This window comes from Peptostreptococcus anaerobius VPI 4330 = DSM 2949 (genome assembly GCF_000381525.1).
GTDB lineage: Bacteria > Bacillota > Clostridia > Peptostreptococcales > Peptostreptococcaceae > Peptostreptococcus > Peptostreptococcus anaerobius.
Genome location: NZ_KB906614.1, coordinates 36406 through 53776, shown reverse-complemented (window position 1 = coordinate 53776; position 17371 = coordinate 36406). Strand labels below are relative to the sequence as shown.

Sequence of the window (17371 nt, the reverse complement as noted above, 5' to 3'; positions counted from 1 at the left end):
AAAATGGAAAAGTAGAAAGAAGTCACAGGGAAGATGGTAAGATTTTATATAATCGAAAAGTATTTACTAGCGAAAAAGATCTGATAAATCAGGTGGCAAAGCATGAAAGAAGATATAATAGTACGGCAAAAACAAGTTTAAAATTTAAAAGTCCAAATGAAGTTGTAGAAGAGTATTTCAAAAATACAGCCTGCTATTGTGAAAATTAAAATGAACTAAGTCAAGGTACGCAAAGCTTTACTCCTTGACTTATCCATTTATAATTTTCGATAAAATAGCAAGTATTTTGAAAAACTTTCTCGTAAGTGTAACATATGTATTGACAACTAAGAAAAGTAAGAGAAACAAGAAGTAAATATTTATGTATTTTTTGTCCATTGTGTGATATAATTAATTGTAATGCACAAGTAAGATGTGCTTTTTTGTGTGCGCTGTATACCTCTTAAATGAGAGGTTTTAAGAGTGAATATAAATAAAAGATTAGGGAGCAGTTACAAATGTTAAAAAGAAATGATCTATGTCACTGTGGAAGTGGGAAAAAATATAAGAATTGTTGTATGGAAAAAGACAAATCAGGTAGGGTTGATGAACTTAATAAAAAAGCCCTTCTGGATAGAAAAGACAAGATAGACAGAAATTATACAGCTACAATAGTTAAGTTGGGGCACCACTTAGAAGAATTGATAGATAAAGATGAAAATTTTGCTAAGATGGAAGAGGAATCAAGAAACAATCTTTTTGGAGATATGTTGACTAGCAATATAGCATCTAATAGATTTTTTGCATCATATTTCTCTTATGACTATATGATTGATAGAGATACTACACCAGCAATATACACTGTGAACCACTTTAGGTTTAATCAGGATGAAAAGAATATAGTATATTCTTGTGTAAATTCATATCCAAGTCTATTCACTATAGATAAAATAGATGATATAGAAGTAGTGATAAAGGATATGTTCACTGGTCACAAGTACAAGACTCTTGATTCTAAGATACTTGGTAACTTTGCTATAGGGGACTATATACTAGGAAGACCTGTAAGAATAGGTGATATATATGTATTAATAGACCTGACTATAAGAATCCAAGAAGAAACTAAGAACATGATATACGATGCTATAATGAAGGCATTTGAAGAAAATAAGGATAAGATAGGCAACTTAGAGTACTTTGTAGCCATGAATTCACTATTCTTCTACAAGTATATGCTACAGTTATTACAGATTAGCGACTACAAGGACAATGAGCTAGAAGAGACCATAGAATCTATAGAAGACCAAGAGGATAAGGTAGCTACACTAGAATCATCCAAGGTAGTTAGAGAAGGTCAGAATGAAGATACCTTAAACCTTGATCATATATTCAAGGAAAAAATAAAAGACGAAGAAATATACAAGGGTATAATGAGACTTTGGATAGATATAGCTGACAAGATTAATATCGGTGGCTCTGAGAATGGATGGGCAGCAGGCCTTGAATACTATTACAAGAAGCAAAACGACATAGCTGCAACACAGTCTGCCATAGCTAAGGAATACGGAGTAAGTACAAGTACCCTAGCTAAGAGAAATAAGGAAATATCCGCTGTATTTAGTGATTAAGGAGAAAAATATGACTTTAAAAATTGGTAAGACAATACCTGTTGCTACAAATTTTATTAGATCTAATCCTGCAGTTCCTGTATATAAGGGAGAAGAGGCTATAGAGAACCTATATGCTGTAATCTACCATATAGAGATAGGCTACAATAAGGATGACCTACAGACAACAAAGCAATATGTGATTGTTGACTATAAGGACTATAGGTTAGATGAAACTTCAAAAAGAGATATTATGGATTTGGCCATGGAATACTGCAAAGATAAGGGTATAGATAAGGACGAGAATCTAGAAATTAAATTGCTTGATGACGAAGTTGCTGAGGACTTCCTAGAGAAGATTTTCAACAATATGAAGCTTATAAGGGGCTTGATTTCTAAAGAATAAATAGTGTGGACTACTGGGTAAAGCCCGGTAGTCCTTTTTTATAGGAGGTAAGGATGCTAAGAGTATCTAATATCAAGATAGATATAGATGATAAAATTGATTTGGTCAGAGAAAAGCTACTAAAAAAGCTGAAGATAAAAAACAGTGATATATTGGAATACAGCATATACAAGGAATCTGTGGATGCTAGAAAAAAGGACAAGATCCTATTGGTATATACTGTTGATATACTTGTTAAAAATGAGGATAAAATCCTAAAGTTCAAGCCCAAAGATACTACACATATAGATACAAACAGGTATATTGATGTCAAAATGGGGGATAAGTCACTCAAACACAGACCTGTAGTCGTAGGTTCTGGACCAGCTGGACTTTTTGCAAGTCTTATCCTAGCCCAGAGAGGTTACAAACCTCTTATGTTTGAAAGGGGTATGGATGTAGATCAGAGAACAAGGGATATAGAGAATTTTTGGTCAGGTGGAGACTTCAAACCCAAGTCAAATGTCCAGTTTGGAGAGGGTGGAGCAGGTACCTTTTCAGATGGTAAGCTGACTACAAGACTCAAGGATATAAGGTCTACCAGGGTCCTTGAGGAATTTGTAAAGCATGGTGCACCAGAGGAGATTTTATATTCTCACAAGCCTCATGTTGGAACAGACATACTTAAAAATGTAGTCAAGAATATCAGAAATGAGATAATAAAGCTTGGTGGAGAGGTTAGGTTTGATGCCCAGCTTACTGATATGAAAGTAGAAGCGGGTAATATAAAATCTATAGAAATCAACGGTTCTGAGTGGATTGACGTTGAACACCTGATACTTGCCATAGGCCATAGTGCAAGGGATACCTATGAAATGGTCTATAAAAGAGGTATGCACGTTGAGCAAAAGCCATTTGCCATAGGTGCAAGAATTGAACATCCTCAGGATATGATAAACCATGCCCAGTATGGTAAATTTGCCGGTCATGAAAAGCTAGGACCAGCAGACTATAGGTTGACTGCCCAAACATCAAATGGTAGGAGTGTATACACTTTCTGTATGTGTCCAGGCGGCAGTGTAATAGCATCTGCTTCAACAGAGGGTGAGTTGGTCACTAATGGCATGAGTGAACATGCAAGAGATAAGGCAAATGCCAACAGCGGTCTTTTGGTCAGTATAAACACTAGTGACTACGAGTCCGACCACCCACTTGCAGGGATATGGTTCCAGCAGAGATATGAGAGATTGGCCTATCAGTTAGGCGGTTCAAACTACAAGGCACCTTGCCAACTAGTAGGAGACTTTTTAAGGGGAGAGCCATCGACTAGTATAGGTTCGGTTTGTCCGTCTTATAGTCCTGGTGTTACTATGACAGACCTATCAAGATGCCTACCACCTTTTGTAGTTGAGTCTATGAAAGAGGGGATTAGGAGTATGGATAGAAAATTACATGGATTCGCTATGAATGATGCAGTATTGACAGGAATAGAGACGAGGTCTTCTGCACCAGTTAGGCTAAAAAGAGATGTAGATACTCTAGAATCCCTATCTATAAAAAAATTATACCCATGCGGAGAAGGTGCTGGATACGCAGGAGGTATAGTTACAGCGGCAGTTGATGGTATCAAGTGTGCAGAAAAAATTATAGAAGAATATACAAAAATTGTTTAGTAACTAAAAAATATGTTAAAGTCAAGGTTGAAGAGGCATATATATAAATATAAAGAAAATGTGTAAAAATCATCAATACATCTTGACAAGATACCAAACTATTAATAAGATATATTGTGTATTAAGTGATTGTAAAGAGCATATCATATTCTTGGTGTGTAGATTTTGGTAATAAATATTTCATATAAATGAAAGAAAGAAGGTAACAATGAGTAACTTAAGATTTGATTATGGTAAGGCAGGAAAGTTTTTAGAGAAGAGAGAAGTAGAGGCAATGGAACCTTTTATAGCAGCAGCCCACAAGATGTTGCATGGAAAGACTTGTCCAGGATCTGACTTTTTAGGTTGGATGGATCTTCCTCAAGACTATGACAAGGAAGAATTTGCAAGAATCAAGAAGGCAGCTGAAAAGATAAAGTCTGAATCAGATGTTCTAATCGTTATCGGTATAGGTGGATCATACCTAGGAGCTAAGGCAGCCCTTGATATGCTGGGATCTGCATTCAAGAATGACCTATCAAGAGAAGAAAGAAAGGCTCCACAGATATACTTCGCTGGTAACTCTATAAGTTCATCATACCTACTAGACCTATTAGACCTAGTAGCAGACAAGGACTACTCAGTAAATGTAATCTCTAAGTCAGGAACTACAACTGAGCCAGCTCTTGCATTTAGGGTATTTAAGGAAGACCTAGAAAAGAGATATGGTAAAGAAGGAGCAGCAAGTAGAATATACGCTACTACTGATAAGGCTAGAGGAGCCCTTAGAAATATGGCAGATGAAGAAGGATATGAAACTTTCATTATACCTGATGATGTAGGTGGAAGATATTCAGTACTTACACCAGTTGGTCTATTACCTATTGCAGCAGCAGGATTTGACATAGATGCAATGATGAAGGGTGCGGCAGATGCCAAGGTTGAATACTCAAATGAAAATTTAATGAGCAACGATGCCTACCAGTATGCAGCAGCTAGAACAATTCTTTCAAGAAAGGGTAAGGATACAGAGTTACTTGTAAACTATGAACCTCAGTTACAGTACTTCTCAGAGTGGTGGAAGCAGTTATTTGGAGAAAGTGAAGGAAAGGACCAGAGGGGTATATTCCCAGCATCAGTAAACTTCTCTACAGACCTACACTCAATGGGTCAGTATATCCAGGATGGTAGAAGATTCTTGTTTGAAACAGTTCTAAACGTTGAAGAACCAAGAAGAAACCTTGCTGTAAAGTCTGATGAAAAAGATTTAGATGGTCTTAACTATCTTGCAGGTCAAACAGTTGACTTTGTAAACCACAAGGCATTTGAGGGTACTCTACTTGCTCATACAGATGGAGATGTTCCAAACCTTATAATTAACATAAAGAAACTAGACGAATATACTTTTGGACAGATGGTATACTTCTTCGAAATAGCTTGTGGAATCAGTGGTTGTATGATGGGTGTAAATCCATTCAACCAGCCAGGTGTTGAAGACTACAAGACAAATATGTTTGCCCTATTAGGAAAGCCAGGATTTGAAGAAAAGAAGAAAGAGCTAGAAGCTAGATTATAAATATAAAATAGAATAAAAAATTTGTAGTCAATAAAATAAAGTTGGCATCCAGAACTCAACGGGAGGCGTGGATGCCAACTATTTTTTGGCTTATTTTTGGTTTTGTAATTAGCGTTTTACTTACTACTATTTTGTTATTATATTAGGTTTTTATTTTTTGATTTTTAATTAAGGTCTTATTACTTATATTTTACTTTGACCATGCAGGGATCAAAGGTCTTTATTTAGCTATATCGTCTAGCTTGTCTGCCTTTAGAATAGCGTTTAGAAGCACTGAAGCACCTTCTGTACACTGTTCATCTGAAGCAAATTCTGGTTCGCAATGAGATAGACCATCCTTAGTTACTACGAATATCATAGTTGTAGGTATCATATATGCAACGAACTGTGCATCATGACCTGCTCCAGAGTGTATTGGCATATTTGGTATTTCTAGTTCGTCAGCTGATTCCTGAACGAAGTCTACCAACTGCTTATTCCAATATACTGTGTCTCTTTCCCAAGCTAACTTAACTTCGCAAGTACATCCAGCCCACTTTTTGTCAGCTAGGCCAAGTACTATCTTACGAACTGCTTCAAGAACCTTTGGATCTTCATGTCTTACATCTAGAGAGAATTCAACATAGTCTGGTATTACTGTATGTACACATGGATGACAAACAATTTCACCTGTAGTATATACAAGTTCAGGTCTATTTAGCTTGTCGATTTCTTCATGTAGGTAGCAAAGAGCTTGAGAAGCAGCGAATAGACCATCTCTTCTCTTGTCCATTGGGAATGTACCAGCGTGGGCTGCCTGGCCTGTAAAACTGATTCTGTAGTTGAACATACCAAGTACACAGTCAACTATACCAACAGTCTTTCCTTCATCTTCAAGGATAGGACCCTGTTCTATATGTAGTTCAAAATCACACATATATTCTTCAGGATTTAATCTGTTTTTCTTGTCTCCCTTGTATTTGAAGTTAGCTAACTTTTCACCGAAAGTAGTAACACCATCTTCAACGCTCTTAGACTTCATCATATTTTCAAATTTGAAGTTTCCTCTTAGGTCTTCAGGTAGGTAGTCATTACATACTATACCAGAAGACATCATAGCTGGTGGATATAAAGAACCTTCTTCATTAGTCCAAATCATAGCAACTATGTCGTGTCTATGTGGAATCTTATTTGCTACGATTGTTTCAAGAACTTCCATAGCACCCATTACACCTAGGATACCATCGTAGTTACCACCGTTTTTAACAGAGTCACAATGAGATCCTGTAACTATTTTCTTTAGACCTGGTTCAGAACCTGGTAGAGTAGCGTACATATTTGCAACGTCGTCAGTAGTTACGATTGCACCTATTTTTTCCATTCTTTCCTTGAAATAATCTCTTGCCTGGATAGCTTCAGGGCTTAGTGAGTATCTAGTTATACCACCGTGTCCAGCATCTCCAAATTTTGAAAAAGTATGTATCTTCTCAGACATTCTTCCTAAATCACATTTATACATAGTTCTTAGTACCCCTTTCTTGTAATCACATATATTCTAATATTGATAAACAATACTAGCAATCTATTCTATTAATCTAATCTTATTAATTTATATTCTTAAATTATACTAACTGTGGCTTTCCTCTCTTGATCAACTGTCCTCTTGCTTCTGACCCTACATATTCTCCGTTTTCTGCAACAAGGTCACCTCTAGAGAATGTAGCTACTGGATATCCCTTTACAGAGAAGCCTTCAAATGGAGTGTAGTCTACATTTTCGTGTAGGTTGTCAACTGATAGAGTTACTTCCTTTTCTGGATCGAATACTACTATATCTGCATCAGATCCTACTGCTATAGTACCCTTCTTAGGATACATACCAAATATCTTAGCTGGGTTAGTAGAAGTCAATTCAACAAATTTTTCTATTGGTAGACGACCTTCATTAACACCGTTGTGGTAGATTAGGGCAAGTCTTGCTTCTATGCCAGGAGCACCATTTGGAATCTTAGTAAAGTCATTTAATCCCATCTTTTTCTGCTCCATAAAGAATGGACAGTGGTCAGTTGCTATAGTCTGTAGCTTGCTAAACTTAAGTGAATCCCAAAGAAGTTCATTATTGAATCCTTCTCTAAGTGGAGGGCTCATTACATACTTAGATCCTGCAAAATCTGGTTCTAAATAATTGTCTATTGAAAGAAGTAGGTACTGAGTACAAGTTTCTCCCATAGTCTTGAAACCTTCCTGTCTAGATCTTGCTATAACATCTGCAGCTTCCCTGTTACTTACATGAACGATATAGATAGGAGCATCTACCATTTCTGCAAGTTTGACAGCCCTGTTTGTAGCTTCTGCCTCACATTTTTGAGGTCTTGAAATAGCATGGTACACTGGATCAGTCTTACCATCAGCTAGTAATTTTGCTATATTGTAGTTGATAGAGTCATAGTTTTCAGCGTGTACACATACAAGACCATCATTATCCTTAGCTATCTGAAGTATTTCAAGAAGCTCCTTGTCACTTAGTCTCATGCCATCGTAAACCATAAATACCTTGAAAGAAGAGAATCCATTCTTTAAAAGTTCTGGAAGGTCTTTTCTCGCCTGGTCATCAAGATTTGTAACTGCAAGATGGAAACCATAATCTATAACAGCCTTTCCTTCAGCCTTTTCTTTCCATATATCTATAGCATCCTTAAGAGTCTTTCCACCTGGCTGGATAGCATAGTCAACAACTGTAGTTGTACCACCTATTGCTGCTGCCTTAGTACCAGTTAAGAAGTCATCGCTTGAGAATGTACCACAGAATGGCATATCAAGATGTGTATGAACATCTATACCACCTGGTATTAGATACTTGCCCTTTGCGTCATAAACGTTTTCACCGTCTATACAAGTAGCAATTTCAATAACCTTACCGTCCTTAACACCGATATCAGCAACATAAGAATCGCCGCTTGTAACAATTTTACCGTTTTTAATTACTAAATCATAAGTAGACATACAAAAGTCCCCCTTTTCTTATATTATTTGTTTAAATTTTGGCTATTAGTTTTTTGAATTTGGCTGTTTTCTTGTAATATAGTTTGATTTACATACGAATAAAGCTTGACACGCTATAGATTATTAATTAAAGAATTAAAATCTAAGATTTTATTGAATTTGATTGATTATTATGTAACTATGATATCACCAAAGAATTAAAAGGTCAATAGTAATTTTTAGAAAATTTGATATATTGAAACTGTATAGAAATCCACAAAGTACTTGAAGATCAGTTAAATAAATAGGTGACAGGCTATGAAAAAACATTTCTTTATGAGCTTGTTTTTTCAAGTTAGCCTGTCTTATAGTATATTTATTATATTTATGAAGTTTCTTATGTGTGTGATAAAATACAATTTTTACAGGTCTAAAACAAAACAAGAGTCCTTGGTTTGCCTAGTTAAGTGACTACTTACAATACTTGTTGATCAGTCTATGGGCCTTGCTCTGAGAAATTGAAAGAACTTCTGCTAGCTTATATGAAGAGGGATATTTAGTATAGAAGGACTTTATAATACCCGACTCAGCCTCTTCGAGTAGGAGTTTTAAATCATTTTTTTCGTCCGTATCGAAGTAAAAAGAACTCACTTCCTCTGTTTTATTTTCAACGTTTGTTATATTTGTTGGTAGATCTTCTGTATTGACGATGTTTTTTTGAGCATTGATTATCAGGTACTCGATCAAGTATTCAAGTTCCCTTATATTTCCAGGCCATGAATACTTGCTAAAAGCGGTGTAGACCTTTGGTGAGAACTTGATATTGGTACCGTATTTGTTATTGAAAAAGTTGACAAAGTGGTTGATGAAAACCTCTAGGTCTTCTTTTCTTTCATTAAGAGGGGGCATATGAAGCTGCACTACATTTAGTCTGTAGTAGAGGTCTTCCCTAAACTCTCCCTTTTCAACTAGGTCTTGGAGCTTTCTGTTTGTGGCAGTGATTATTCTTATATCTGCGTCTTTTTTGTCTCGAGCACCTATAGGAAGATATTTCTTCTCTTGGACTAGCTCAAGAAGTTTGGCCTGGACGTTCATAGGTAGTTCTCCTATTTCGTCTAAAAATAGAGTCCCGCCTTGGGCTTGCTCAACTAAACCCTTTTTGCCTGAGTGAAGGGCACCTGTAAAGGATCCCTTTTTGTAGCCGAATAACTCCGATTCTATTAGATTTTCTGGAAGGGTAGTACAGTTTATGGACACAAAAGTCATATTTTTTCTAGGACTATTCTCATGTATAAATCTTGCCAATGAGGTCTTGCCTGTACCTGATGCCCCTGTTATAAGTACGTTGACGTCTTTTTCCGAGAACCTAAGGGTCTTAATCAGTAGGTCTCTTACTGTAGGGCTCTTGAAATACTGGAAGGTATTTTTTACAACATTATCTTCATCCTTGGTGTCGTTTGTTTTTTTTAGCTGATGTTGAGCGTGGTTAAGTGTATTGTTTAGGATTTCAGTTTCAGTTATATCCTTACAGTTTTCTATTACATATATTATATTTCTTTTATCATCAAATATTGGAGAAGAGGTGTTCAGGAATATTCTTCCGTTTTTTGTCTTTTGTTTGAAGCTTATAGTCTTTTTTTGTGATATGACCTTGTCGAACATAAGGTGGTCTACTATGTTTTTGTCTGTAATATAGTGGATATCCTTGCCGATTATATCACTAGGTTTTATTCCATGATTAGTTTCGAATTGAGGATTGCAATAAATGACTATGCCGGCACTATCTATAATAATGATTTCCTCACAAAAATTATCAATTGCATATAGAAATATATTATCAATTGAAAAATAATCGCTCTTTGTGTAAACCCTGGTCTCATTTAGGTTTGTACAAAGTAGGTCAAACTTATCAAAACTAGATATATCAACTCTTCCTGCAGATATAACCCCTGGGAAATTGTCTTTAGCCTGGATGTTATAGTCGATTATTTTGTTCTTTTTGTCTGTCAAAATTAGTGGTGAATTAAACAGTTTATTCTTGCTTTTTAACATGGAAAACTCCTCTCGAATTATAAAAAGTGTGGATAATAAATTTATTTTGAAGAAAATAAGTTAATTATGAATTATATTTTACAGTATTTTTTAATTTTTTTCAAGAAAAAAATCATAGTAAGTCAAAAATAACTTAAAAATAGGCTTATCAATTCCAAATGGACTTAAAAATCACCAATTCCCCCTATTAGCCAGGGGTTGAAATTTATTGTAAATATCAACAAAAAAATATTTATCTATTGAGAATCTTGTATTATCAATAGATATCGAAATTAGTTAAAAAGTTGGCATACGATTTGCTTTATACTTAGCATACGAATGATAAATATCTTGATTACGTATTATTTGATTGAATAAAACTTAATATCTGCCTTAAACTATTAAAGACTGTTACAATTTATAAAAAATACAATTAATGCAATTTAAGTATAGTTAAAACATCGAAAAGATGATATATTATAGATTATTGATAGGAATTTGATTGTTATTCTTATATTAATTTGGAGGTGTTTTAATGAGTTTTTTAGTTGCATTGTCGTTATCGACGGGAATATGTTGTGGTATCTGGGCTTTGATAGCTTCATTCACTTCTTTGAAACTGATTACTTGGATAGGTTTTGCTGGTTGCACAGCTTACTTTGCATCGGGTAAACATGGTTTTGAGGGTATGAAGACAGCTTTCTTTGCTCTTATGTCTGGAGTGGCATCTGCATTTGTTGCAGTCCTAATATCTAGCAAGTTTCCTACAGTAGGAGGAGTAGCTATTTTAATGACAGCCATCATCTCAGGAACTATGTGTTACCAGTCGAAATTAAAAGAGTTATGGTTTATACCGGGGGCTTTCTTGGGATGTTTCTCAACTTTCGCATACCTATCATCAGGTGGCGACATAATGGGACCTGGAATTATACCTCACCTTGCATCTCTTCTTTGTGGTATAGTCTTGGCTGTATCATGTGACAAGGGAGCGGGTCTTTTATTTAAGCTTTTCGGTAAAGAAGAAGAGCAGTCTAACTAGGAATTATACAGACTTGATTATTAAGGCAGGATTATTAAAAGATATTCTTGCCTTTTTTCGTTTTGAAAAAAGAAAAACCGGGCTGGGTCTTATCTAATATGTGGACCTATACCTTGCGTTGTCAAGAAGATATCAATTATAAAGATAATTATCCTATACAAAATCTAAACAGGGGGACTATGCAATGAGTTATGTAAAAAAAATAATGTACGGTGAACCGGCAGAAAAAGACTTTAATATCAGAACAGCTATGGAAGAAGCTACTAGATGTCTGTTGTGTGAAGATGCTCCATGTAGCAAGGGATGTCCAGCTGGAACTAACCCAGGAAAGTTTATAAGATCTATAAGAATGAGAAACTTTAAGGGTGCAGCTGAAACTATCAGAGAAAATAATATACTTGGTGGAACTTGTGCCCTTGTCTGTCCATACGGAAACCTTTGTGAGAAAGAGTGTGCAAGGTGTGGAATAGACGAGCCAATTAAGATTGGTAAGCTACAGAAGTTTGCTATTGAGCAAGAAAAATTATTCAATATGCAGACACTAAGGGCTCCTGAGACTAAGGTTGGCAAGAAAGTAGCTTGTATAGGCTCAGGTCCAGCATCCCTAGCATGTGCTGCAAAACTTGCTCAGGCAGGCCTTGATGTAACAATCATTGAACAGTATGAAAAGGCAGGCGGTGTGTTGACATATGGAATCACTCCATCAAGACTACCTCAGGATGTTATAGAACACGACATAGACCAGGTTAGGAAATTAGGTGTTGAGTTTAAGTTCAATACAAGAATAGATGGTAAGGACGGAGTTGAAGGACTACTAAAAGAATATGATGCTGTATTCGTTGGTGTTGGCCTTTGGAAGGGATCAATTCCTGATATAGAAGGCAGGGATGCTAAGGGAGTGTACTCAGCTCAGGAATTCTTGAAATACGCTAGAGAAAACGATGGAAATATCAAGCTTGGCGATGATATCCTTGTAATAGGCGGTGGCGATGTTGCCATGGACTGTGCATCTACTTCTAAGCAGTTAGGCGCAAAGAATGTAGCTATAGTATACAGAAGAACTATAGAAGAAGCACCAGCCTACCACGAAGAAATAAAATATGTTCAGTCAATGGGTGTACCAATACATACTAGATTTGCTCCAGAAAAGATTGAAAAGAATGCTGACGGGCAGGTTGAAAAGATGTTATTTAAGTCATGGGACAATGTTTCAGAACTGAGCATGAAGGCTGATACAGTAATATTTGCTATAGGACAAAAGGCCAGTGACGATTATAGAGAGATAGATCTTCCAAAGGGTGCCTTTATGAATGGAGATATAGTAAACGGCGGTATGACTGTAGTACAGGCTGTTGCAGATGGTAAAGTTTCTGCAGATGAGATTTTGAATTACCTAGGAATAAAGGGGGACAAATAAGATGGCATTAGTTAAAGACCTTTCAATAGACTTTTTAGGAGTTAAGTGTGAGAATCCATTTTTCTTATCTTCATCTCCAGTATGTAGTAACTACGATATGATAAAGAAGGCTTTCGAAGCTGGATGGGCAGGAGTATATTACAAGACAATAGGTATATTTATACCTGATGAATGTTCACCTAGATTCGATATAACTAGAAAAGAAGGTGCTGTTTGGACTGGTTTTAAGAACATGGAACAGATATCAGACAAGCCTCTAGAAAAAAACCTAGAATATATAAGCAGACTAAAGAAGGATTTCCCAACTAAGGTACTTGCAGTATCTATAATGGGATCTACAGAAGAAGAGTGGAGTATACTTGCAAAGAAAGTTACAGAAGCTGGTGCAGACTTGATCGAATGTAACTTCTCATGTCCACAGATGACTAGCCATGCTATGGGTTCAGATGTTGGTCAGAATCCAGAGTTAGTTGAGAAGTATACTAGGGCGGTTGTTGAATCAACACACCTACCTGTAATAGCTAAGATGACTCCAAACATAGGTAATATGGAAATACCAGCCATGGCTGCAATGAAGGGTGGAGCCAAGGGTATAGCTGCTATAAATACAATAAAGGCCATCACTAATATAGACGTTGAGAATATGACTGCTATGCCAGTTGTAAACGCTAAGTCTTCTATATCTGGTTATTCAGGAGCAGCTGTAAAGCCGATAGCCCTAAGATTTATAACTCAGATGAAACAGCATGAAGAACTAAAGGACGTGCCAATTACTGGTATGGGTGGTATAGAAACATGGTCAGATGCATTAGAATTCTTGCTATGTGGAGCTAGCAATCTTCAGGTTACTACTTCAGTAATGCAGTATGGTTATAGAATTGTAGAAGATATGATCTCTGGTCTATCTCACTTCATGGATGAAAGAGGAATTGACAAGATTGAGGACCTAGTAGGTATGGCCCTTCCTAATATAGTTCCAGCTGAAGAACTAGACAGAGATTTCAAGATTATACCAAAGATAGATGAAGACAAGTGTGTAGGTTGTGGTAGATGCTATGTATCATGCTACGATGCTGCCCACCAGGCTATAGATTGGGATGGCGAAACTAGAAAGCCAGTTATAAATGACAACTGTGTTGGTTGCCACCTATGCCTAAATGTATGTCCAGTGCTTGACTGTATACTTCCTGGAGAGATTAAGTTCAAGGAAGGTAGAGAGGTACACGACATAGAAATGAAACACAATTATCTATAGGGGAGATTCTTCTAATCCTTTGTAGACACAATTAATAAATAATAGGTTGCCTCGACCTATAATATAGTAGGATGGGAGTGTTCCCATCCTATTGTCTTATAAATAAAGGGGAGTTGGGGGTAAAAAAATGGTTGAACAAAATAAAATGGAAACCACGCCAATGTTAAAATTAATAATATCCATGTCTCTACCACCTTTATTTTCCATGTTTCTTCAATATACATACAACTTTGTAGATTGTATATTTGTTTCATGGATATCTGAAGATGCCTTGACAGCAGTATCCCTGTCATTTCCACTTACAACATTTATGTTGGCGTCTTCGATAGGTATAGGCGTGGGGATAAATATACTTATAGCCAAAAAATTGGGACAAAAAGACTTTGATAAGGCAAACTCAATAGTAAGTCACGGGATTATTCTTTCAACGATTATGGGGCTTATAATTATGACCCTAGTTTATCTTATATTAAAGCCATATTTTATGTCATTTGGCCTAAGTGAAAATGTATATGACCTGTCCATAACTTATATGATGATATGTACGCTTATGCAGGTACCCAATATGGTCCATATTGCCATACAAAAGATTATTCAGGCTACTGGCAATATGTTGGCCCCAATGCTATTTCAGATAGCGGGTGTAGTCTTAAATTTTGTCCTAGACCCCATATTGATATTTGGCTATGGCCCCTTTCCTGAGATGGGAATAGGTGGTGCGGCGGTATCTACTGTATTGGGCTACAGCCTATCTATGGCATTGGCCTTCTATGTTTTGATATTTACAAGGCAAAAGGTCAAGATAAAGGTTAAGGGGTTAAGGCTAGATATGTCGATATTCAAGGATATATTCATATTTGGACTGCCATCGTTTATTATGAATGTCCTTGGGGCTATAATGGTGTCTATTGCCAATGCCTTTTTGATTGTATATTCAACTACTGCAGTTGCATTTTTTGGGGCATATTTCAAGGTCCAACAGTTGATAGTTATGACTGTCAATGGTCTGATCCAGGGTACTATACCTATTATGAGTTACAATTTTGGGGCTAAGAATTATAAGAGGCTTAATGATTCAGCAAGGTATGCGAGTATTATAGCAGGCCTTATGATGGGACTCGGTGGAATCTTGCTTATAGTATTTCCAAGGTTGGTTCTTAGGATATTTATGGCATCTGAGGCCATGATGGATTTTGGAGTAGGTGCACTTAGGATAATGGCCTTATCTTATGTATTTAACGGCCTATCAACCATTATAGCTTCATATATGCAGGCGACAGCAAGGGTATCTTATAGTATAATTATAAATTTGATGAGGCAATTATTGCTCTTGGTTCCTAGTATGTGGATCTTGACTAGGCTGATGGGCATGGAAGGCGTTTGGTATTCCTTTATAGTTGCAGAATTTATATGTTTTATTTATGCAGGTATGGTATTTAAGAAAAAAAGACTAGTTTAATATAGTCGTCATTAATTTGATATCTTATATACAATTCTTATTTGATTTAAGTTTATATTAAGTGCTTAATCATATAATAGGCTAAAAGATATGGAAAGGAATGACGAATATGAAATTTAGAACTTTTGTTTTAGTTTTGGTAGTGGCACTGGTGTCTTCTGTAGGTGGTAGTGTGTTTACGATGAATATGCTTCAGAACAGGGGGGCGCTAGTTAGCGATAGCCAACCTACTGGCAATACAGGGCAGACATCTAACAAAGTGATAGATAGTGCATCTGCCAAGAGTCAAAATGTATATCAGGCAGTAGCCCAAAAGGCATCTCCTTCTGTTGTCGGAATAGTATCTGAGACAGTTCAATCTTCTGGACTTTCTCTTGGAGACGGATTAGGTGGCCTTTTTGGAGATTTTGACGATGAAGGTGGACCTGATAGACGTGTTCAGAAGGGAACAGGTACAGGATTTGTGGTTGATAAGAGGGGTTATATACTTACTAACTCACACGTTGTATCTGATGGCAAGGCCAATAAGGTGAGTGTATTATTCTCTGATGGCAAGTCTACAAAGGGCGAGGTTATATGGTATGATACCAATCTAGACCTTGCTATAGTTAAGGTATCAAAGTCTAACCTAGCGCCTCTTGAATTGGGTGATAGCGACAAGATTAGCGTAGGTGACATAGCCATAGCAATAGGTAATCCGCTGGGAACAGACCTTATGACATCAGTTACCCAGGGTATAATAAGTGGTCTAAATAGGAATGTAAATACAGCATCTAACAATATGTCTGGTCTGATACAGACAGATGCAAGTATAAACCCAGGTAATAGTGGTGGTCCTCTATTTAACCAAGAAGGCCAGGTAATAGGTGTAAATACAGCCAAGGCCAATGCAGACAACCTAGGATTCTCAATACCTATAAATATAGTCAAGTCCGTGGTTAATAGGGTTGTGGAAGAAGGCAACCTTACAAAACCTATTTTAGGTATATCCGGTATAGACGTATCCACATATACATCTTATACAGGAAAAGACTTGGGTGTAGAAAATGGTATAGCCATAAGGTCAGTTAAGAAGGACTCTATAGCTGGCAAGGCAGGAGTTAAACCAGGAGATATAATCATCAAGATAGGTGATAGTGACATCAAAACATTGGGAGACGTAAGTAAAAAATTGTATTCTTACTCATCTGGAGCTAAGGATTCTATAACGGTCTACAGAAATGGTAAGAAGGTCAAACTTGAAGCAGCTTTCTAAAAATAGTTTATATATAAATATAGGACCCTAGGAATTTTCCTGGGGTCTTATATTTATCATTTTTTATCTATAGTCTATTTAAGATGTTATTTGAACTATGAGACTAGCTAGATTTGTAGTATAATAAAAATAGCGTAATTTTTTAGTTGAGAAGTTATTTTTTAATTTTATAAAAATGTATTCGTTTAGGATGGGAGTTAATATAGATGATAAAAGAGGTAATAGTTGTAGAAGGCAGAGACGATATAAGGGCTGTAAAGAGGGCCTTTGATTGTGAACTGATTGCTACAGGAGGTTTTGGATTTCCTAAGGGAGTTATGGAAAGAATAAAAACAGCCAAGGAAAAGAGGGGGGTAATAATATTTACTGATCCTGATTTTGCTGGTGAGAAGATAAGAAAAAAGATAGCAAGTGAGGTTGATGGTTGCAAGCATGCCTTTTTACCTAGAGACCAGGCTACCAAAGACGGCGATATAGGTATAGAAAATGCCTGTCCAGAGGATATAAGGGCTGCCCTTGAAAAGGTGAGGACGGAGAATCCTTCTAATGAAAAGATATTTTCTCAGGCTGATATGATGAAATACGGTCTTTTGGCAGGGGATAATTCTTCGGATAAGAGGGACAAGCTAGGACGTATACTGGGTATAGGATACGGCAACTCCAAGCAGTTTTTAAATAGGTTGAATAATTACGGGGTTACTAGGAAAGAATTTGACGAAGCCCTAAGGAACATTTAAATATATTAATTATAGGTAG

Annotated in this window: 13 protein-coding genes and 1 pseudogene; 11 read left to right on the top strand and 3 right to left on the bottom strand. The window is 36.5% G+C overall.

Annotation, left to right across the window (positions count from 1 at the left end; genetic code table 11):
- The 5 genes and pseudogenes from F823_RS11160 to F823_RS0104570 all read left to right on the top strand — a co-directional run.
- A pseudogene (locus F823_RS11160) lies at positions 1-209 on the top strand (hypothetical protein); the annotation flags it as partial.
- Between the two features lie 288 nt (positions 210-497).
- Complete coding sequence (locus F823_RS0104585) at positions 498-1607, top strand: SEC-C domain-containing protein (RefSeq protein WP_002843415.1); 1110 nt, start codon at positions 498-500, stop codon at positions 1605-1607.
- A gap of 10 nt (positions 1608-1617) precedes the next feature.
- Positions 1618-1992 (top strand): hypothetical protein, encoded by a 375-nt coding sequence (locus F823_RS0104580; protein ID WP_002843440.1) that lies wholly within the window; start codon positions 1618-1620, stop codon positions 1990-1992.
- Positions 1993-2045: 53 nt separating this feature from the next.
- Positions 2046-3644, top strand: coding sequence for an NAD(P)/FAD-dependent oxidoreductase (locus tag F823_RS0104575; RefSeq protein ID WP_002846659.1), 1599 nt, complete (start codon positions 2046-2048; stop codon positions 3642-3644).
- 208 nt (positions 3645-3852) lie between these two features.
- Complete coding sequence (locus F823_RS0104570) at positions 3853-5199, top strand: glucose-6-phosphate isomerase (RefSeq protein ID WP_002846658.1); 1347 nt, start codon at positions 3853-3855, stop codon at positions 5197-5199.
- Between the two features lie 220 nt (positions 5200-5419).
- Here F823_RS0104570 and F823_RS0104565 read toward each other — a convergent pair whose 3' ends face one another.
- The 3 genes from F823_RS0104565 to F823_RS0104555 form a co-directional block, all read right to left on the bottom strand.
- A complete protein-coding gene (locus F823_RS0104565) occupies positions 5420-6697 on the bottom strand; it encodes a Zn-dependent hydrolase (RefSeq protein ID WP_002843438.1) in 1278 nt (425 codons plus the stop codon).
- 103 nt (positions 6698-6800) lie between these two features.
- Entirely contained in the window at positions 6801-8180 is a 1380-nt protein-coding gene (gene hydA / locus F823_RS0104560; RefSeq protein ID WP_002843416.1) for a dihydropyrimidinase, read from the bottom strand.
- Positions 8181-8630: 450 nt separating this feature from the next.
- Entirely contained in the window at positions 8631-10211 is a 1581-nt protein-coding gene (locus tag F823_RS0104555) for a sigma-54 interaction domain-containing protein (protein WP_002846657.1), read from the bottom strand.
- 514 nt (positions 10212-10725) lie between these two features.
- On the opposite strand from F823_RS0104555, the gene F823_RS0104550 reads away from it, so the two are divergent.
- The 6 genes from F823_RS0104550 to rnmV all read left to right on the top strand — a co-directional run bounded on the left by F823_RS0104550 (position 10726) and on the right by rnmV (position 17352).
- A complete protein-coding gene (locus F823_RS0104550; RefSeq protein WP_002846656.1) occupies positions 10726-11229 on the top strand; it encodes a DUF1097 domain-containing protein in 504 nt (167 codons plus the stop codon).
- Between the two features lie 184 nt (positions 11230-11413).
- Positions 11414-12646: an FAD-dependent oxidoreductase gene (locus F823_RS0104545; RefSeq protein WP_002846655.1), complete on the top strand. Its 1233-nt coding sequence runs from the start codon at positions 11414-11416 to the stop codon at positions 12644-12646.
- Position 12647: 1 nt separating this feature from the next.
- Positions 12648-13901: an NAD-dependent dihydropyrimidine dehydrogenase subunit PreA gene (gene preA, locus F823_RS0104540; RefSeq protein ID WP_004167112.1), complete on the top strand. Its 1254-nt coding sequence runs from the start codon at positions 12648-12650 to the stop codon at positions 13899-13901.
- Positions 13902-14028: 127 nt separating this feature from the next.
- Positions 14029-15360 (top strand): MATE family efflux transporter, encoded by a 1332-nt coding sequence (locus tag F823_RS0104535; RefSeq protein WP_002846652.1) that lies wholly within the window; start codon positions 14029-14031, stop codon positions 15358-15360.
- Between the two features lie 109 nt (positions 15361-15469).
- Complete coding sequence (locus F823_RS0104530; protein WP_004167131.1) at positions 15470-16615, top strand: S1C family serine protease; 1146 nt, start codon at positions 15470-15472, stop codon at positions 16613-16615.
- Positions 16616-16821: 206 nt separating this feature from the next.
- Entirely contained in the window at positions 16822-17352 is a 531-nt protein-coding gene (gene rnmV / locus F823_RS0104525; RefSeq protein ID WP_004167144.1) for a ribonuclease M5, read from the top strand.
- Positions 17353-17371: the final 19 nt, after the last annotated feature.